This window comes from Actinophytocola sp. (assembly GCF_035762905.1).
Taxonomy (GTDB): Bacteria; Actinomycetota; Actinomycetes; order Mycobacteriales; family Pseudonocardiaceae; genus DASYTH01.
Genome location: NZ_DASUCC010000056.1, coordinates 119,826 through 138,004, shown reverse-complemented (window position 1 = coordinate 138,004; position 18,179 = coordinate 119,826). Strand labels below are relative to the sequence as shown.

Genomic DNA, 18,179 nt, shown 5'->3' with positions numbered 1-18,179 from the left:
GTTCCTTCCCCCTGGCCGTGCGGGGTGGGCTTGGTGTGCCCACCCCGCACGGTCGGTGTCACAGATCTGCCGGGTGTTGCGTGTTGGAGCAGCGGCTGTGCCCGTTGTTCCGGTTCTTCAGGTCGTAGAACCAGGTGTTCGACTGCGCCGGCTGGTGGGCGTAGGCGAACCAGCTCCCGGTGCTGGTGATGTCCCACACGTACACCGTGCACTGGCTGTCGCGGTTCCTGAACTCGCGGGCGTCGTCCGTGACGTTCCCGCCCGGAGCCGGGCCGCCCCATGTGTAGGCGCCGTGCCTTGCGTTCGCCGAGTGGTTGGCACCGTTGAAGAAATGCTTGATCGAGCGGTCGGAACCGGCGCTCTTGCGGAAGCAGATCTCCGTGTTGTTGCAGGCCCAACTGCCGTCCCCGACGTCGGCTTGGGCGGTCCCCGCGCCGGCGCCGAGCGCGGCGCCGATGGCGGCGGCCGCCAGGCCCGCCGTGATCAACTTTCGCATCGTTTCCCCTTCTGTTGTCGGTATTGCAGGCCCGCTGGCATCAGGGGCGCATGGCCCATGCCTGCAGGGCGGATCCCCGGCAGAACACCTGCCAGCGGCTCTGGGTGGTGATCGAGCCGTCGGAGCCGAGCCGGCTCAGGACGGCGGCGGAGTGGCTTTGGGTCTGCGGGCCGAACTCGCCGTCGATTCCGGTGTCGAAGCCCCAGATGTAGCGGCAGGTCGCCTGTACGAACAGGGTCTGGGTGCTCGACGAGGTGGCGAAGCTGGAGTCGCCGCCACCGGAGATCGCGTTGTCGATGTGCACGTGGTTGTGGTGCTCGCTGTTGTCCAGGTAGGAGATCACGTGCCGGAAGTGGTAGTGCAGGCTGGCCAGCGTGCCCCAGTACCGGATGCGTTCGGTGATCATCGCGTCGGTGGACCAGGTGCTCCATTGGTCGTAGCGGCCGTTGAACCCGAGGAACATCGTCCCGTTGTTCCGGTTGGTGATCAGCAGCCGGGCGAGGTCGAATGCCCGCCCCTCGCCGTGCATCCCGGGCTTGTTCACGTACACGCCGTAGCAGTAGATCTGGTGCGGCGCGGTCCAGTGGTTCGGCGTCCACTGGCGCCAGCGCTGGTGCCAGAGCTCCATCCGGGAGTAGAACGTCGGTTCGTACCGGAAGGACGTGCGTGCGCCGTTGACCTCGTAGTAGGTCGGTTCGTTGTTGACCTCGCTCTGGGTGACCAGCGCGAGCACCGAGACCCCGTCGTCCGGGGCCGGCCCGTCCGGGGCCGGGTGGTACTCCCCCGGCTGATCGGCCCGGGCCACTCCGGCGCCGAGCAGCGTCGCCGCCGAGCCCAACGCCGCCGCGGCAAGGATTCCGCGTCGTGACATCTGTGGAAGTTCGTTCATACGCCTCAGTGTTCGCCGGCGCACCGGCCGGCACCCTAGTCCACAGACCAGTGTCCGAACCGGACTCAGAGCTGGACCGAACGCAGCCCGACCCGGTTGAGGTGGGCGAGCAGCTGGGTCCGGTCCCGGCAACCGAACTTCCGCAACAGGTTGGACACGTGGTACTTCACGGCGCTCACGCTGACGAACATCAGCGCGGCGATCTCGGCGTTCTCCCGGCCCTCGGCCAGTAGCCGCAGCGCCTGCCGCTCCCGGGTGGTCAGCGGGGTGAGCACGGCCGCCGGGTCGGCTTCGGCTTCCGGTGCCCCCATGGGGAAGCGCGCCAGCAGCCGGCCGGCAAGCCGGGGTGAGACCCAGCCGCCCCGGTGCAGTACGTCGTGGATCGACCGCCGGAAGTCCTCGGCTGGGTCGTCGGCCAGAATCAACCCGCGCGCTCCGGCCCGGACGGCCGCGTCCAGCACCGCGCCGTCCGGTCGGGCGAAAACCGCCACGACCCCGCACCGCTCGGCCGCCGCGACCGCTTCCGCCGCAACGAAAAGCAGGTCGACCGGCCCGACCGGACACAGTCGTGCCCAGGGCAGCCCGCCGACGATCCGGTCGATCCGATCCCTCGCGCCCGCGGCTCGCACGTCGTTGCGCACCCTGATCCGCGCGCGATCACGATTCCCGACTGTCGTGTTCACCCCGGCGACGCTAGAAAGGTCGACTTACAGTCCCGTTACATCGGCCCACCGGCACCGGGCCGGCCGCCGTGCCGGTGCGGCCCGGCCGGCCAGCCGGGCCAGTTCGGCCGCCCGCTGGGGTCGGCCACCGGCCCGGTGCAGCTCGGCGAGCGCGTCCAGCACCCGGGCCTCCACCAGCAGCAGGCCGCACTCGTGGCACCGGGCGAGCGCCTGCCGGGCGTGCCGAAACGCGTCGCCGGCCCGGCCAAGGGCCTGGTCGGTCAGCGCGGCCCCGAGCAGTGCCTCGGCCTCGAGCCGGGCGTTGCGCAGCGCCCGGGCCAGTTCGAGCGCGCGGACGCCGTGCTCGGCAGCGTCGGTCAACCGGCCGAGTCCCCGGCACGCCTCGGCCAGGCCCAGCCGGGCAGCGGTCTCGTCGATGCGGTCACCGGCCAGCTCGGCCGCGCGCAGGGCGACCTCGGCCAGCCGGTGCGCCTCGTCGAACCGCGAGCGTTCGCAGGCGATCCGGGCCAGGTCGGCGAGCGCGCCGGCCTTCCCGTGGTGCTCCCCGTTCGCCTCGATCATGGCCAGCTTCCGCTCGAGCAGCTCGGCGGCCTCGTCCAGCTCGCCCAGCTCGCGCAGCGCGACCCCGAGGTTGTGCAGGGTGACCTGCTCGTAGGACGGATCGCCGAGCGACCGGTAGATCCGCAGCGCCTCGCGGTGCGCGGCGACGGCGTCGGTCAGCCGGCCGGCATGCAGGTGCACGGTGCCGAGGTTGTTCAGGGTCGCGGCCGTGCGGGCGAGGTTTCCCAAGCGCTGGTTGACGATCCGGCACTCTTCGAGGCATCGGGTCGCGGCGTCCAGGTCGCCGAGCTCGGTGTGCAGGATGGCCTGGTTGGCCAGCGCACCCACCTCGCCCTCGGTCCACCCGGCGCACCGGCTGAGCGCGACCGCGTTCGCACAGTGCGCCAGTGCCTCGGAGATCTCGCCGATGCAGGCCCGGGCGGTGGCCAGCGCCAGCTCCGCCGCGGCCCGCCCGTCCAGGCTGCCGGAGCGCTCCGCGCACCGGGCTGCGGCCTCGGCCAGCCGCAGCGCGTCGGCGTTGTGCCGCCAGCGGAACAGGTACATCCGCAGCGCGTCGGCGAGCCGCCAGGTCACCGGGCCGAGTTCGTGCAGCGCGGTTGCCACCAGGTTTCCGCGTTCCTGGTCCAGCCATTCGGTCGCGGCGGCGGGATCGGCGAACACCATTGGATCCACTGTGGACGGTGGGGTCGACAGTCGCAGGGTCAGCGGGAACACCATGCGGGCGGCCGCGTGCGCGGTGCCGAGGTACCAGTCGGACAGCCGGACCAGCGCCGCGGCCCGGCCGGCCGCGTCGTCCTCCCGCGCGGCCAGCCCGGCGGCGTAGGCGCGCAGCAGATCGTGGCAGCCGAACCGGTCCGGGCCGGGCTCGGTGAGCAGGTGGCCGGCGGCCAACCGGAACAGCAGCCGGTGCGCCTCGGCCACCGGGCAGCCGGCCAGCACGGCGGCGGCCGCGGGCGTCAGGTCGGCGCCCGGAACGAGCCCGACCAGGCGGAACATCCGCCGGGCGGCGGGCGGCAGGCGGCGGTAGGAGTGGGCGAACGTGGCGGCGACCGCGGCCGCTGTGTCCCCGTGGACGGCGAGTTGGTCCAGCCGGCCGGGCGCGGTGAGCTGGGCGGCATAGCGGGCCAGCGACAGGGCGGGGCGGGCGAGGAGATGGGCGGCGACGATGCGCAGCGCGAGCGGCAGCCCGGCGCACGCCGCGACGATCTCGGCGACCGCGTCCGGATCGGTGACAATCCTTGGCGCGCCAAGGGTTTCCCGGAGCAGCCGGTGGGCATCGGGCGATCCCAACACGTCCAGCGACACGCATCCGGCTCCGTTGAGCGCGATCAGCCCAGCCATCCGGTCCCGGCTGGTGACCAGCGCGAGGCAGCCGGGCGAACCAGGCAGCAGCGGGCGCACCTGCGCGGCGTCAAGGGCGTTGTCCAGCACGACGATCAGGCGCCGGCCGGCCACCGTGGACCGGAACAGCGCGGCCGCCTCGTCCACCGCGGTGGGCAGCCCGTCGGGCGGAATCCCCAGCGCGCGCAGGAAACCGGTCAGCGCGTCCAGCGGGCGCACCGGCGGGCCGCCGGAGTACCCGCGCAGGTCCGCGTAGAGCTGCCCGTCCGGGAACCGGTCGGCGACCCCGTGCGCCCACCGCACGGCCAGCGCGGTCTTGCCCACCCCGCCGGTGCCCACGATCACCCCGGGTGCGGTGCCACCGAGCAGTTCGTCCAACCGGCGCAGCTCGGCGTCACGACCAACGAACGTTCCGGCCGCGGCCGGCAGCTGGGCCGGCACCATGCGGTGTTCACCGGCCTCGGCCACCGGCAGCTCCTGGCGCAGCACCCGGAGCAGCGCCCGGCTCACCTGCCGGCTCGGGTCGACGCCCAACTCCTCCCGCAGCCGCACCCGCAGGCTCTCGAACGCGGCCAGCGCGTCGGCCTGCCGGCCGGCGGTTGCCAGCGCCTCGATCCACGCGCCGTGTGCCGGTTCGTCGAGCGGATGCCGGGCGACCATCGGCCCGAGCAGGGACACCGCCCGCTCCGGCCGGCCGGCGGAGAGCCAGCACTCGGCGCAGTCCACCACGACCCGTAGCCGGGCCCGCTCCAGCTCGGTTCGGTCGGCCTCGGCATCCGGCACATCGTCCAGCGCCGGACCGCGCCACAACGCCAACGCCGAGTCCAGCGTTGTGGCCCGGTCCGCGCCCCGCGGTGGGTCCGCACCCGCGACGATCTCGTTGAACCGGTCCAGGTCACACCGGCCCGACTCGAACCGCAGCACGTAACCCGACGGGGTTCTGGCCACCGTGACCGCCGGGCCGGCCGCGTCGCGCAGCCACGCCCTGGCGCGGTGCACCAGAACCCGGAGCCCGGCTTCGCTGCCGGGCTCCGGCCACAGCCGGCCGGCCAGCGCGGCGTCGGATATGCCGCGCCGCCCGGCCACCGCCAGTACCCCCAGTAGCGTCCGGATGCTCCTGGCCGAGGGGGACACGAGCCGACCGTCGACCCGCAGCGCCACCGGCCCGAGCACCAGGACGTCAACTGGCGGCATCACTCCGGCGGTGGGGCACACCAATCCCAAGGGCCGGCGATGTGCTGGGCGTCCGCCCCGCCCTGCTCGGCCAGTACCACCGTCCCGGCGCTCCCCAGACCGACCCCGGCCATCGCGGCCACGGCCATCAACACTCGCAACAACCGGTTCCTCATGCGACGGTCAACTCCTCCCCTTCGCGTGTCTTCGCGTGGGGGAATCATTCAGGCACCGGCTACCGTCGGCCATCGCCCTTGCACCAAGGCGAAAACCCGCAGCGTGTGGCCGATGTGACGGCGTGGTCACGATCCGCGCGCGGCCTGACCGGTGGCCAGGTCGACGCCGAGCGGGGTGGCCCGGTGCAGCACCGATCCGCCGACCCGGGACGTGGTGAGCAGACCGGCCTCGCGCAGCACCGCCGCGTGCCGGCTGGCCGACGCGGGCGACGTGTTGGCCCGCCGGGCCAGCTCGATCGTGCTGCAACCGTCCACAGTGGCGCGCAGCACCGCCGCCCTGGTATCACCGAGCAGCCGGGCAAGGGCCGGGCCGTCCGAGCGGAACGGGTTCGGCGCGAGCCACCGGGGATCGCGGGCGACCGGGTACACGATCAGCTGCGGCAGCTCGCTGTCGAAGATGGTCAACGGGTGCAGCTGGCAGAAGTAGGACGGCAGCAGCCGCAGCCCGCGCCCGTCGAGGTGGATCTCCCGGCCGGACGGATGCCGGGCGAACTCCAGCACCGGCCGGCGCCAGCGCAGCATCGGCGCGAAGCTGTCCAGCAGCCCCTCGACGCCGCGTTCGCGCAGCACCTGCCGGCGCATCGCCAGATCGCGCTGCACATGGGCGCGCATCCGGTCCCAGTAGGGCGCGACCGCGTGCTGGTAGTAACCGCGCAGCAGACCCTCGAACTCGGTGAGCGCGGCCACCCGCCCGGCGGCCAGATCGGCCAGCCAGTCCCCGGCCCCCGGCGCCCCGTCCAGCCGGCCGATCTCGCCGGCGAGCCGGCTCCGCTCGGTGCCGAGGATGGCCGCCAGCCCCTCGTCCAGGCCGAGCGCCCCCTCCGGTGGGGTGAGCAGATCGGGATAGTACGACGCGTGCGGCGCGACCGGGAACAGCTGGGCCCGCACCCGCGCGGTGAGGTCGGCCCGGCGCAGCCCGGCCGCGACCTGCCGCCGCCACTGCCCCAACACCACCTGCCCGTACCGGGTCTGCAACGCCTGCGCGCTGTTGACCAGCTCCCACAACGGGTCCGGCTCGTCCGCGAGGTGGGTCAACGCCAGGTCCCGTGCGGTGAAGTGGATGCGCACGCTGCCTCCCGGGAGCCCCGACCGCGCAGAGTGTCACACAACCGGACCAGCCACGCACCGCTCCGGCCCAGAATCGCGGGACGATTGCGTAATGCCTCGAACCCCGGCCGCAACAGTCCGAAAGCCCGCGCCGGTGGTATACCCGCCCAACATCAGAATGCCAACATCGCCGTTTTCTGGAACTGACCACCACCCCGCTGAACCGGGCTCCGGTGCGCGGTCGCACCGGAGCCCGGCATTCCGTCAGGCCAACACCTCGCTCACCGTTCCGGCGCCGACGGTGCGGCTGCCTTCGCGGATGGCGAAGCCGAGGCCGGGCGACATGGCGATCGGGCGACCGAGGTGGACGGTCAGCTCGACGGTGTCGCCGGGCCGGGCGAGGTCGACCTCGGTCAGCTGCACCACGCCGACCACGTCGCAGGTCCGGAAGTAGAACTGCGGGCGGTAGTTGCTGGTGAACCCGGTGCGCCGGCCACCCTCCCGGGTCGAGAGCAGGTACACCTGCGCCCGGAACCGGGTGTGCGGTGTGATGCTGCCCGGCAGGCACACCACCTGCCCGCGCTGCACCTCCTCTCGGCGGACACCGCGCAGCAGCATGGCCGCGTTGTCGCCGGCCTGCGCGGTGGCCAGCGTCTTGCCGAACGTCTCCAGCCCGGTGCACACCGTGGACCTGGTCGGGGCCAGCCCGACCACCTCGACCGGGTCACCGACCCGGATCGTGCCGCGCTCCACCGCACCGGTGACCACGGTGCCGCGCCCGGTGATCGTCAGCACGTTCTCGACCGGCATCAGGAACGGCAGGTCGAGCGCGCGCGGCGGTACCGGCACGTGCTCGTCGACGGCGGTGAGCAGTTCCTCGACGGCCCGGGTCCAGATCCGGTCGCCGGCCAGCGCCCGCAGCCCGGACACCCGGACCACCGGCACCCGCGAGCCGTCGAACCCGTACCGGGTCAGCAGCTCCCGGACCTCGAGCTCGACCAGGTCGAGGATGTCCGGGTCCGGCACCAGGTCGGCCTTGTTCAGCGCGACCACCACGTGCGGCACGCCGATCCGCCGGGCCAGCACCACGTGCTCCCGGGTCTGCGGCATCGCGCCGTCCTCCGCGGACACCACCAGGATCACGCCGTCCAGCTGGGCCGCGCCGGTGATCATGTTCTTCACGTAGTCGGCGTGACCGGGCATGTCGACGTGCGCGTAGTGCCGGGTCTCGGTCTCGTAGTCGACGTGCGCGATGTTGATCGTGATACCGCGGGCGATCTCCTCGGGCGCCCGGTCGATCCCCGCGAAGTCGACGAACTTCGTGGTGGCCGGGTCCCGCTCGGCCAGCACCCGGGTGATCGCCGCGGTGAGCGTGGTCTTGCCGTGGTCGACGTGTCCCATGGTGCCGATGTTGAGGTGCGGCTTGGTGCGCACGAACTCCTGCTTGGTCATGTGGGATGTTCCTTGCCGTTACCGATGGACCAGGACCCTGGAAAGTCGCCACCCCCTCCCACCGGTCCTGGGAGCAGGGTGGGAGGAGGTCAGCGTCGGGCGCCGGCCAGGACGGCAGCGACCGTCCCCGCCAGGCCGAAGCCCGCGGAGCAATCGATCGCGCCAGTCCGGAACATGCCGCAGATGGTGACAGCCCCCCGGCTTCGCGTCATCCGGTTTTCCGAAAAGCGCCAGGCCGGGCGCCACGGCGAACGCGATACTCTCGGACGGCGTGAAGGAGGCGAGGTTTGTCGGAGCGCTCGGTCGATCCGTTCGGTGGCCGGCAGCCGACCGGTCATGAGCGGATGACCGGCCGGCCCTGGGATGCGTCCTACCACGACGGTCCCGCGCCCTGGGATCTCGGCCAGCCGCAACCGGCGATCGTGCGAGTGGCGGCCGCGGGCGGATTCGCCGGGCCGGTGCTCGACGCGGGTTGCGGGACCGGCGAGAACGCGCTGCTCGTGGCCGCGCTTGGCCTGCCGGTGCTCGGCGTCGACGTGGCCGAGACGGCGCTGGCGATGGCCCGGGCCAAGGCCGCCGAGCGCGGGATCGAGGCGGAGTTCGCCGCAGCCGACGCGCTGCGCCTGGAACTGTTGGACCGCAGGTTCGCCACGGTGCTGGACTGCGGGCTGTTCCACACCTTCGACGCCGCCGAGCGACCGGTCTACGTGGCCAGTCTCGCGGCGGTGACCGAGCCCGGCGCAACCCTGTATGTGTTGTGCTTCAGCGACGACGGTCCCGATACCGGCCCGCACCCGGTTCGCCGGGAGGAGCTGACGGCGACGTTCAACCACAGCACCGGATGGAAGGTCGCCGCCATCGAACCCGACCGGATCCGGACCAGGTTCCACGACGACAACGGCGCACCGGCCTGGCTCGCGACGATCACCCGGGCATCCGGCCGATGATCACCCCAGAGTCATCTCGCCAGGCGAAGGCGTGGATTTCGCCGCGGGCGTTGGTGGCGTTGCCGACGATCACGCCAGCGTCGTTGACGGCCCTCGCGGAACTGTAGGTGCCGCCGAAAAGCAGACCGAGGTTCGTGGCGGTGCCGTTCGGTGCCCACCGGACCGCCCGGCCGGAGTCCCGGTCGCTGGGCAGGTCCGAATTCCCGACCGCCGTGCCATCCGCGTTCACGTCGCGGGCGAAGGACTCGTCGTGGCCGGGCAGGGTGCCGAGGTCGGTGATGACGCCGGCAGGCGACCAGCGCACCGCGTGCATTCCATGGCCGGTCCCGGAGTGGCCCGCGATCACGCCGTTGCCGTTGATCGCCACGTGGGAGCTCCCGCTACCGCCGGGCAGGTTGGGGAGCACGGTGGCCTCGCCGGTCGGCGACCAGCGAATCGTGCGGGATCCTACGGGCTCGGGTGCGCTCGCACGGCCGAGCACCACACCGGCATTGTTGATGGCCTCGGCCTCGGTGGAGGTGCTGCCGGCTACCAGACCCAGGACGGTGACGGTGCCATCGGTGTTCCAGCGCGCGGCGCGGTACGGGCCGCCCTGGATGCTGACGCGGCCGACGATGACACCGTTGTCGTTGACGGCCAAGGCCGCACTGTCGGTGGTGCCGGGTAGCCGCGCCAGGGCGGTGGCCGCACCGGTGCCGGCATCCCACCGCACGGCATGGTCCTCGAGGTCGTGCTCGCTGAGTATCTTTCTGGAGTAGCCGACGACGGTGCCCGCGTTGTTCATGTCCCGAGGGAGCGGGATCTGGTCGTCGGGCAACGCGCGCAGTTCGGTGATGGCGCCGCTGGGGCTCCAGCGCACCGGCTTCGCATCCGAATCGCCGAAGACCGCGCCCGAGTCAGCGATTTCAAAGGCGGAGCTGGATTCATCGCCGGGCAAGGTACGCAGGTCGGTGATTCGTCCGCGGCTGTCCCATTTCACCGCGTGCCAGACGCTGGGAGCCACACCCGAGGTGCCGACGATCGTGCCGGCGTTGTTGATGTCCTCGGCATGGCTGAAGGTGCCGCCGCGCAAGGTGCCGAGATCGATCATCACTGGCGCCGCGTGCGCCGGAAGCGCGACGGCGAGCACGCCGGTAATGGCGCTGACAGTGGCTATCGCGACGAGTCTTCGGTTTCGATTATGCGACATGACCCACGCTCCCACACCTTCTTGTTGCGGGACAACGGGATCTCCTACCTGAGGAACTACCTAAGGGGATACCACACAAAAGTAGGTCGCCGTTCAAGCTCAGCGGAGCGGGCACGTCCGGCGCATGTCGGTGCCGGCCGGTATAACCGCACCATGGCACTGCACTGGAAGCTGGTCATCGACAGCAAGGACGGGCCGGCGCTCGCGGACTTCTGGGCCGCCGCGCTGGAGTACGAGGTGGAGGACCAGACCGCGTTCATCGGCAACCTGCTGGCCGCCGGCCACCTGAGCGAGGAGGCGGTGGCCGAGCACTGCGGCCGGCGGATGTTCCGCGGCTACGCGGCGATCCGCCACCCCGACGACCCATATGACGAGGTCACCGGCATCGGCCAGGGCCGCAGGCTGCTGTTCCAGGACGTACCCGAGGGCAAGACCGGCAAGAACCGGCTGCACATCGACGTCCACAGCGAGCCGGGTGGACTCGACGCCCTGGTGGACCGGCTGGAGAGCCTCGGCGCCACCAAGGTCCGCGAGGTCGACCAGGGCCCCGCCGGCCACTGGTGGATCATGCAGGACCCCGAGGGCAACGAGTTCTGCGCCGCTAGCCGTTGACTCCCGCGACGAAGGTGGTCCATGCGGGGCGGGTGAACCGGAGGACGGGGCCTTTACCCCGTTCCTTGCTGTCCCGCATGGCCACCCCGGCACCGAGGAACGCAACCTCGACGCAGTTGAATTGATCGTTGCTGCGGCTGCTCTTACGCCACACCGCACCAGGGTTCATGGACCCTCCCTCACTGCTTCATTTCCGCGACGAACGCCTCCCAGGCTGCTTGGGACAGCCGGAGAATCGGACCACTCCCCCGCTCCTTGCTGTCCCGCATGGCCACCCCGGTCCCACGAAAGGCGACCTCAACGCAGTTCGACTGATGGTTGCTGCGGCTGCTCTTGCGCCACCCCACACGGTTCATGACTCTAGCTCCCTTACTGCTTTCTTAAGAAGTGTTTGGCTCTGGCTTTCGCCGGCCGCGATATCCCAAATCAAATTGAAGGCTGTGTCGTATTGCTCGATCTCGTTCGGCTTGTCGAGGTACAGGTCCCCGGTGAAGCCGTCGACATAGACCGTGGGTGGTTCCAGCATCCTGCTCTCACCATTGGTTGGAAAGCGCAGAATGACGAACGGGCCCGTTATCAAGCCGTGGTGGAGCCCAACGTTGAACGGCACCACTCGCATCATGACGTTGGGTAGATTCGCGAGTTCGACCAGGTGCTCGATCTGTTCGACCATCACCTCCCAGCCGCCGACCGGCCGGCGCAAGATCGCCTCGTTGAGGACAACCGACACGGTGGGCGCAGCAGCATTCCGGGTAAGGAGTGGTTGCCGAGCCATACGCACCGCGACAGCGCGCTCGATCTCCTCATCATCCACATCACGGCGTCCGGCACGGATCAGGGCGCGTGCGTAGGCCGCAGTCTGGAACAGGCCAGGCACCAACTCGGCCTCGTACCAGCGCAGTTCGGCGGCCGCCTCTTCCAGTCCGATGTAGAGGTCGAAGCTGTCCGGGATGACGTCCCCGTAGGCGTGCCACCAACCTCGTCCCTTGGTCTCCTTGGCCAGGCCCTTCAGTGCGTCGGTGAGGTCAGCCGGCGCGTCGTACACCCGACACATGGCCTCGACGTCCAGGCTGCGGAGCGAGGTCTGGCCGGTCTCGATGCGCCAGATCTTCGCTTCCGACCACTCCAGTTCCTGCGCGGCGGCCTTCACCGTCAGCCGTGCCTTGCCGCGCAGATCGCGGAGATACCGGCCGAGCTGACGGCGCGGCACTGTCGAGCCGGTCGTGTCCTCAGACACCGCTCACCTCTCATTCCGAGGAAACCTTACACCCGATTTGAAAGTATCGCCTCGCTCGCTTCGCAATGCCATCCCCGAATCGGGTAATTCGTTGTGAGTATCCAATATGAAAGCTTGCAGATCGTGAGTTCGCCGTGTTTGCTCGGGCCAATGGAGGAGGTGCACGCGGCGGTGGGTGCGGGCGTGATGCTCGTTGTGGCGCTGGGCGGGGCGGTCGGGTTGTTGGTCAGCGACACGCGACGGCAGGTGGTCAGGCGGCCGATCCACCGGTTTCGGGGTCAGGGCGAGGCGATCACCGTGGCCGAGTTGGTGGCGGACGCCAGGGAAGAAGGGCGCGGGCTGCGGCTGAACTGGCCGGTGGACGACTTCCTGGCCAGCCCGATCCGGGCCGACGAGCGCGGTCAGTTTCCGACGGTCGTGCTGCCGCTGGTCGGGGACGGCCCGCCATGACGATCACCGAGCTGGATGAGTTGCTGGTCCGGTTGGGTCGGCAGCGGTTCACCGAACACGCCTTCCGGGTCGACCACCACGGTCCGGACATCCTGGCGTTCGTCCGCGACTGGGGTGCGGGCACGGCCGATGTGGTGATCCTGTTCGACGAGCGGGTGGCCTGGGCCTACCGGACGGCGACCGGTCCGGACATCGACGTGTTCGCCCCGGAGCTGGTGTCCTGGTGGTACGGCTCGTGTCCGGTGTGGACACTGCGGGCGGTGATCACGTTGCCTGGTCCGGGACATCCGGAAGCACCGAACCAGCTGCTCAATCCGCCGCCGGGCTACGGCCTGCCGAAGACCGGGCGGATGCCGGTGCGGGTGCGGATGCGCAACGGCTAGCGGAGCCGGACCGGGAGGGACTCCAGGCCGTGCAGGATGTTGCTGTTGCGCCAGTTGAGGTTGGCGGGGTCGGTGGCCAGGGCGAGGGCGGGGAATGCCTCGAGCAGGCGGGCGATGGCGATCTGGCCTTCGAGGCGGGCAAGGGGTGCGCCGAGGCAGTAGTGGATGCCGTGACCGAACGCCAGGTGCGGGGTGGGTTCGCGGGTGATGTCCAGGTGGTCGGCGGCGGGGAACCGGGTGGTGTCCCGGTTCGCCGAGCCGAGCGCCACCAGGACCAGTTCGCCCTTGGGGATCTCCACGCCGCCGATGGTGACCGGCGCGATGGTGTGCCGCAGCGGCGTGTTGTTGATCGGGCTCTCGTACCGGAGGAACTCCTCGACCGCACCGGGCACCAGACCGGGGTCGGCGCGCAGCGCGGCCAGCTGGTCGGGGTGACGCAGCAGGGCAAGCATGCCGTTGGCGATCAGATTGACCGTCGTCTCGTGCCCGGCGATCAGCAGCAGGAACGCCATCGAGATCAGCTCGACGTCGTTCAGCGTCTCGTCCTCGTCGTGCACCAGTGCGGACAGCAGGTCGTCGGCCGGGTTGTCGCGCTTGCCGGCGATCAGCGCGGACAGGTAGACGGCGGAGTCCCGGATGGCCGCCATGGCCGCGTCCCGGTCGCCGGACGTGATCATCGCGTGGGTCCAGTGCCGGAACTCGCCCTGATCTTCGACCGGCACCCCGAGCAGCTCGCACATCACCGTGACCGGCAACGGAAACGCGAACGCGTCAAGCAGGTCCACCTCGTCCCGGCCGGCCATGCCGGCCAGCAGGTCGGCGGTGATCTGTTCGATCCTCGGCCGCAGCTGCTCCACCCGGCGCATGGTGAACGCCCTGGTCACCACCCGGCGCAGCCGGGTGTGGTCCGGCGGATCGCTGTTGAGCATGTGCGCGGCCAGTTCCTGACCGAACTCGGCCGCGTCGCGGCCGGTCGTGCTGTGCCGCGCGAACAGGTCCGGCGCCAGGCGCAGGTCCCGGCTCAGCCGGGGGTCGGCGAGGGCTTCCCGGGCGTCCTCGAACCGGGTAACCAGCCAGGACCGCAACCCGTTCGGCGTAACCACCTGCCGAACCGGGGCCTCCTCGCGCAGCTTGCGGTACAAGGAATATGGATCCTGGATGAACTCCCGATCCAACACGATTGGCTCGGCCATACAGCCAGTCTAGGCCGATTCAGCCGCCGAACAGCTTGGCTCCCTGATTGATGATCGTGAGCACGGACAGCACCCCGAACAACAGCATCGACCAGCCGAGCACGGCGGTCCGGCCGGCCCGGATTCGGATCTGCTCCGGCAGCACCCGGCGATTGAGCAGGATCAGCAGGCCCGAGTAGAGGAACATCATGACGCCGCCGACGCAGGCCGAGATCACCAGCAGCGGCAGCGGCTGGGCGAAACCGGCCAACAGGATCACGCAACCAAGGCCCACCAGACCCCAGACGAGTCCGAAGTAGAGGGTGCTCTCCTTGGCCCGCGGCGCATAGCTGGTCTTGATCACGTCGGCGATCAGCCGGCTGGAATAGTCGACGATGCCCAGCGCCGCGGCGAACAGCGCGAACGCGCCGATGAACCAGAAGAACGGACCGAACCAGCTGCCGACCGCGGCGTTGAGCTGCTCACCCTCCAGCCGCAGGAATCCGATGTCGTTGGCCAGCCCGGAACTGCCGAAAACCGTCGAGTACGCGAGCAGCGACATGAACAGAATCGACAGGAACGTGATCAGCACGAAGGTGTACAGCTGCTCGCGGTTGGCCAACTTCCACCAGCGGTGCCAGCGGGACATGTGCTCGTCGGTCGGCTCGAAGATGAACCCGGTGCTCGGCGCGGCCTCCGGCTTGCCGGTGACCGGGCTGACGATCCGCGGAACGTAGGCGCCCATGCCGAACCGCTTGTCCCGGATCCAGTTGCTCTGCACCAGATTCTGCCCGCCGCCGGCTCCGGCGAAGGCCAGTGCGCCGAGCAGCAGGGCGAATCCCAGCTGCTCCACCGGTACGGTCGCCTCGGTGACGATCTTCGGCAGATCGCTCCAGGCGTCGGCGGAGATCGCGAACAGCGCGCCGACCACCAACAGCACGAGCACGGCGGCGACCTTGACCATCTCGGTGCGCTCCAGCGCCACGTAGACCACCGGAGCGAGGGTGAGCACCAGACCGATCACCAGCAGCAGACCGATGGCGATCCAGCGGACGCTGCCGCCCCACAGGTAGGTGATCAGCGAGGCCGAACTGGTGACCCAACCGGGCCACAGGTTGGCCAGGAAGGTCAGCACGGCGAACACCAGGCCCCAGTGCCGCCAGAACCGGCTGAACCCGGTCAGCGCCGTCTCCCCGGTCGCCAGGGTGTACCGCTCGATCTCCATGTTCAGGAAGAACTGGGTCGCCAGGCCGACCATCGCCGCCCACACGAACACCAGGCCCACCTGGGAGGCGATGTAGGGGAACAGGATGAACTCGCCCGAGGCCAGGCCCACCCCGGCGGCGATCACCCCCGGCCCGATGATCCGCCAGGTGGACGCAGGCGGCTCGGGTAACGGCCGGACCTCCGGCCGCGCCAGATGCTTCGCCGGAAACCGGTCCGCCACTGATACTTCGGCCCCACGGGTCACGGTCGCCACCACCCTCCCGGCCCCCCTCGCACCGCGTATGCCCAGGGCGGACGATCCGCAAACGCGTTGGCTCACCAAATTTGGCTAGTCCGTGGTAGAGTCTGACCAGTCACCAAATTTGGTTAGTGAGGAGACGACATGTCGTCAGTGACGCCCTACGTGATGGTGGACAGCGCCAACAACTACGCCGAGTTCCTCAGGCAGGCGTTCGACGCGGAGGTGCACAACGTCGTCCCGTTGCCCACCGATCCGGACCGGGTGATCCACGCCGAGGCGCGGATCGGGACCGGGCTGCTGTACTTCGCCGACTCGGGCGCGCACGGCGAGCGGTGCCTGCGCTCCCCCGCCGAACCGGTCCACGTGCAGCTATGGGCCACCGTGCCGGACGCCGACACCGCGTTCACCCGCGCGGTCGCCGCCGGGGCCACGCCGGCCATGGAGATCACCGCCGGCGACGACGGCGCCCGGATGGGCGGCTTCGTCGACCCGTTCGGCACGCTGTGGTGGGTCAGCGATCGCGCCCCGGCCTGATCACCCGTGTCGGCGGTCCGACTGCTGGTGCTCGGCGCGGTGCGGCGGCGCGGCCAGGCCCATGGCTACCAGGTACTCGCCGATCTGGAGACCTGGGGCGCGCACGAGTGGGCCCGCGCCACCTCCGGGTCGGTTTACCACGCGCTCAAGGCGATGACCGGGCAGGGCCTGCTGCTCGTGCACGACACCACGCCGAGCGCGGCGGGCGGTCCGCCGCGCATGGAGTACGAGGTGACCGAGACCGGTGCGCAGGCGTACTTCGCCTTGCTCCGCAAGGCACTCACCAGCCATGATCCCCGGCTCGACCTGCTGGCCGCGGCGGTCGGTCTGATCGAGGACCTCCCCCGCGCCGAGGCCCTCGCCCTGCTGCGGCAACGGGTACAGGTCATGAAGCAGTGGCGGGAGAGCATCACGGCGCACTTGCCGCCGGACACCGATCTGGACACCTGGGGTCCGGTCGGTGACGTCCTCGGACTGTGGCTGCACACTGCCGAGACCCGTATGGAATGGACCAACCGGCTGATCCGCCGGCTGGCGCACGGCGCGTACCGGATGGCCGGCGACGACCAGTCCTGAGGGTTCCGGCCGGATTGTGGCCCGAATCACCGGGAATGCCGCCGCCAGGCGGAACGGCCGGCTCGGGTCGCCCGTTGTATCGGTTGTCGGTGCGGGCAGGGTCCCCGGTCCCCCCGCCGAGTGGCGACCACCGCACCGATTAACCGTCCCCAGGCACCGCTTACCTCCCCCTCAAAGTGGTGTCTGGGGACGGGCTTCCCGCTCCGTCCACAAAGGACGTTTGAGCCATTGCCCGGCGATCAACTGCGTTCCGTAACCGGCGATTAGGCCATCCGCTTGAACTGTCCGGCAGGGTGAGTTCCCGGCCGCGATGGTCGCTAGCCTGGTTGGGCAATTTTCGTGGCTACCAAGGGAGCGTTGTGACCACAGCTCAGGCGCGCGACATCCTTTCCCAGGAGTTCGCCGAGGATCCGTACCCGACCTACGGGGTCATGCTCGAGGAGCAGCCGCTGGTCTGGCACGACCCGATGCAGAGCTACATCATCTCGCGCTACGAGGACGTCGCCCGGGCGTTCCGGGAACCCGTCTTCACCTCGGACAACTACGAGTGGCAGCTGGAGCCGGTGCACGGCGGCCGGACCATCGTGCAGATGAGCGGCCGGGAGCACGCGGTGCGGCGGGCACTGGTCGCGCCGGCGTTTCGCGGCAACGAGCTGCAGCGGCGGTTCCTGCCGGTGATCGAGCGCAACGCCGCCGAGCTGATCGACGGTTTCCGGGATGCCGGCCGCGCCGACCTGGTCGCCGACTTCGCCCGGCGGTTCCCGATCAACGTCATCGTGGACATGCTCGGTCTCAACCGCGACGACCAGCCGAAGTTCCAGCGGTGGTACGAAAACGTCATCGCGTTCCTGGGAAACCTGAGCCAGGATCCCGACGTTGCCGCCGCCGGCCTGCGCACCAGCGCCGAGCTCACCGAGTACATGGTCCCCGTGATCACCGAGCGCCGCGCGAACCTGGGCGACGACCTGCTGTCCACGCTCTGCACCGCCGAGGTCGACGGCACCACCATGAGCGACCAGGACATCAAGGCCTTCGTCAGCCTCCTGCTCGCCGCCGGCGGCGAAACCACCGACAAGGCCATTGCCAGCATGTTCAAGAATCTGCTGGAGCACCCCGACCAACTCGCCGCCGTCCGCGCCGACCGCTCGCTGATCCCCCAGGCGTTCGCCGAAACCCTCCGCTACAGCCCCCCGGTGCACATGATCATGCGCCAACCCGACAACGACGTCGAGGTCACCGGCGGCACCCTCCCCGCAGGCGTCACCGTCACCTGCCTCATCGCCGCCGCCAACAGGGATCCCCGTCGGTTCGCCGACCCCAACTCCTTCAACATCTTCCGCACCGACCTCCCCACCACCACCGCGTTCTCCGCCGCCGCCGGCCACCTGGCCTTCGCCCTCGGCCGCCACTTCTGCGTCGGCGCCATGCTCGCCAAGACCGAGGTCGAAGTCGCCACCAACCAACTCCTCGACGCCATGCCCGACCTCCAAATCGAGCCCGGCACCGTCCTCACCGAACAAGGCGTCTTCACCCGCGGCCCCGCCACCCTCCCCATCCGCTTCACCCCAACCCCCCGGTAGGAGTTGCTGGACCGGGCACCTGAACCCCGGTTCCCAGCGCGGCTCCGCCGCCGCACAGCGGGTTCCGGCTTGGAAAAGTGGGGTCAGGGGTTGTCACAGTGGACCATTGAGACAAAGTCTTGGCCCAAACCAACGCAACCTCAGGGGCACCGT

At 70.1% G+C, this 18,179-nt stretch carries 20 protein-coding genes; 7 read left to right on the top strand and 13 right to left on the bottom strand.

Annotation, left to right across the window (positions count from 1 at the left end):
* Positions 1–58 precede the first annotated feature (58 nt).
* The 7 genes from VFV67_RS10710 to tuf form a co-directional block, all read right to left on the bottom strand.
* Positions 59–496, bottom strand: coding sequence for a hypothetical protein (locus VFV67_RS10710; RefSeq protein WP_326469215.1), 438 nt, complete (start codon positions 494–496; stop codon positions 59–61).
* Between the two features lie 40 nt (positions 497–536).
* Entirely contained in the window at positions 537–1,367 is an 831-nt protein-coding gene (locus tag VFV67_RS10705; protein WP_326469214.1) for a hypothetical protein, read from the bottom strand.
* 83 nt (positions 1,368–1,450) lie between these two features.
* Complete coding sequence (locus tag VFV67_RS10700; protein WP_326469213.1) at positions 1,451–2,068, bottom strand: response regulator transcription factor; 618 nt, start codon at positions 2,066–2,068, stop codon at positions 1,451–1,453.
* Between the two features lie 24 nt (positions 2,069–2,092).
* A complete protein-coding gene (locus tag VFV67_RS10695) occupies positions 2,093–5,164 on the bottom strand; it encodes an AfsR/SARP family transcriptional regulator (RefSeq protein ID WP_326469211.1) in 3,072 nt (1,023 codons plus the stop codon).
* On the bottom strand, positions 5,164–5,319 hold the full coding sequence (locus VFV67_RS10690; RefSeq protein WP_326469210.1) for a hypothetical protein: 156 nt from the start codon (positions 5,317–5,319) through the stop codon (positions 5,164–5,166). The genes VFV67_RS10695 and VFV67_RS10690 overlap by 1 nt, the downstream gene beginning before the upstream one ends.
* Positions 5,320–5,445: 126 nt before the next feature.
* Complete coding sequence (locus tag VFV67_RS10685) at positions 5,446–6,447, bottom strand: winged helix-turn-helix domain-containing protein (protein WP_326469208.1); 1,002 nt, start codon at positions 6,445–6,447, stop codon at positions 5,446–5,448.
* 243 nt (positions 6,448–6,690) lie between these two features.
* On the bottom strand, positions 6,691–7,878 hold the full coding sequence (tuf, locus tag VFV67_RS10680) for an elongation factor Tu (protein ID WP_326469206.1): 1,188 nt from the start codon (positions 7,876–7,878) through the stop codon (positions 6,691–6,693).
* A gap of 287 nt (positions 7,879–8,165) precedes the next feature.
* Between tuf and VFV67_RS10675 the strand changes: the two genes are divergently transcribed.
* Entirely contained in the window at positions 8,166–8,825 is a 660-nt protein-coding gene (locus VFV67_RS10675) for a class I SAM-dependent methyltransferase (protein WP_326469204.1), read from the top strand.
* Here VFV67_RS10675 and VFV67_RS10670 read toward each other — a convergent pair.
* Positions 8,803–10,014, bottom strand: a complete 1,212-nt coding sequence (locus tag VFV67_RS10670) for a hypothetical protein (RefSeq protein ID WP_326469202.1) — start codon at positions 10,012–10,014, stop codon at positions 8,803–8,805. The two genes, VFV67_RS10675 and VFV67_RS10670, sit on opposite strands and share 23 nt — an antisense overlap.
* 153 nt (positions 10,015–10,167) lie before the next feature.
* Between VFV67_RS10670 and VFV67_RS10665 the strand changes: the two genes are divergently transcribed.
* Positions 10,168–10,626: a VOC family protein gene (locus VFV67_RS10665; protein WP_326469200.1), complete on the top strand. Its 459-nt coding sequence runs from the start codon at positions 10,168–10,170 to the stop codon at positions 10,624–10,626.
* Here VFV67_RS10665 and VFV67_RS10660 read toward each other — a convergent pair.
* Genes VFV67_RS10660 through VFV67_RS10650 form a run of 3 tightly spaced genes read right to left on the bottom strand, consistent with a single transcriptional unit; the run spans position 10,616 to position 11,863 of the window.
* Positions 10,616–10,795: a DUF397 domain-containing protein gene (locus VFV67_RS10660; protein ID WP_326469198.1), complete on the bottom strand. Its 180-nt coding sequence runs from the start codon at positions 10,793–10,795 to the stop codon at positions 10,616–10,618. The two genes, VFV67_RS10665 and VFV67_RS10660, sit on opposite strands and share 11 nt — an antisense overlap.
* 10 nt (positions 10,796–10,805) lie before the next feature.
* Positions 10,806–10,982: a DUF397 domain-containing protein gene (locus tag VFV67_RS10655; RefSeq protein ID WP_326469196.1), complete on the bottom strand. Its 177-nt coding sequence runs from the start codon at positions 10,980–10,982 to the stop codon at positions 10,806–10,808.
* Complete coding sequence (locus tag VFV67_RS10650) at positions 10,979–11,863, bottom strand: helix-turn-helix transcriptional regulator (protein WP_326469194.1); 885 nt, start codon at positions 11,861–11,863, stop codon at positions 10,979–10,981. The genes VFV67_RS10655 and VFV67_RS10650 overlap by 4 nt, the downstream gene beginning before the upstream one ends.
* 150 nt (positions 11,864–12,013) lie before the next feature.
* Between VFV67_RS10650 and VFV67_RS10645 the strand changes: the two genes are divergently transcribed.
* The gene (locus tag VFV67_RS10645; protein ID WP_326469192.1) at positions 12,014–12,313 is read left to right on the top strand and encodes a hypothetical protein; all 300 of its coding nucleotides are present in this window, start codon (positions 12,014–12,016) and stop codon (positions 12,311–12,313) included.
* On the top strand, positions 12,310–12,696 hold the full coding sequence (locus VFV67_RS10640) for a hypothetical protein (RefSeq protein WP_326469190.1): 387 nt from the start codon (positions 12,310–12,312) through the stop codon (positions 12,694–12,696). Before VFV67_RS10645 ends, VFV67_RS10640 begins: the two co-directional genes overlap by 4 nt.
* Here the strand turns inward: VFV67_RS10640 and VFV67_RS10635 are convergent.
* Together VFV67_RS10635 and VFV67_RS10630 are read right to left on the bottom strand one after the other, a co-directional pair.
* On the bottom strand, positions 12,693–13,889 hold the full coding sequence (locus VFV67_RS10635) for a cytochrome P450 (RefSeq protein WP_326469188.1): 1,197 nt from the start codon (positions 13,887–13,889) through the stop codon (positions 12,693–12,695). The genes VFV67_RS10640 and VFV67_RS10635 overlap by 4 nt on opposite strands.
* A gap of 19 nt (positions 13,890–13,908) precedes the next feature.
* Positions 13,909–15,339, bottom strand: a complete 1,431-nt coding sequence (locus tag VFV67_RS10630; protein WP_326469186.1) for an Nramp family divalent metal transporter — start codon at positions 15,337–15,339, stop codon at positions 13,909–13,911.
* 138 nt (positions 15,340–15,477) lie between these two features.
* Here VFV67_RS10630 and VFV67_RS10625 point away from each other — a divergent pair, with 138 nt between their 5' ends.
* The 3 genes from VFV67_RS10625 to VFV67_RS10615 all read left to right on the top strand — a co-directional run bounded on the left by VFV67_RS10625 (position 15,478) and on the right by VFV67_RS10615 (position 18,026).
* Entirely contained in the window at positions 15,478–15,870 is a 393-nt protein-coding gene (locus VFV67_RS10625) for a VOC family protein (protein ID WP_326469184.1), read from the top strand.
* Positions 15,871–15,876: 6 nt separating this feature from the next.
* Positions 15,877–16,446, top strand: a complete 570-nt coding sequence (locus tag VFV67_RS10620) for a PadR family transcriptional regulator (RefSeq protein ID WP_326469182.1) — start codon at positions 15,877–15,879, stop codon at positions 16,444–16,446.
* Positions 16,447–16,805: 359 nt separating this feature from the next.
* On the top strand, positions 16,806–18,026 hold the full coding sequence (locus tag VFV67_RS10615) for a cytochrome P450 (RefSeq protein WP_326469181.1): 1,221 nt from the start codon (positions 16,806–16,808) through the stop codon (positions 18,024–18,026).
* Positions 18,027–18,179: the final 153 nt, after the last annotated feature.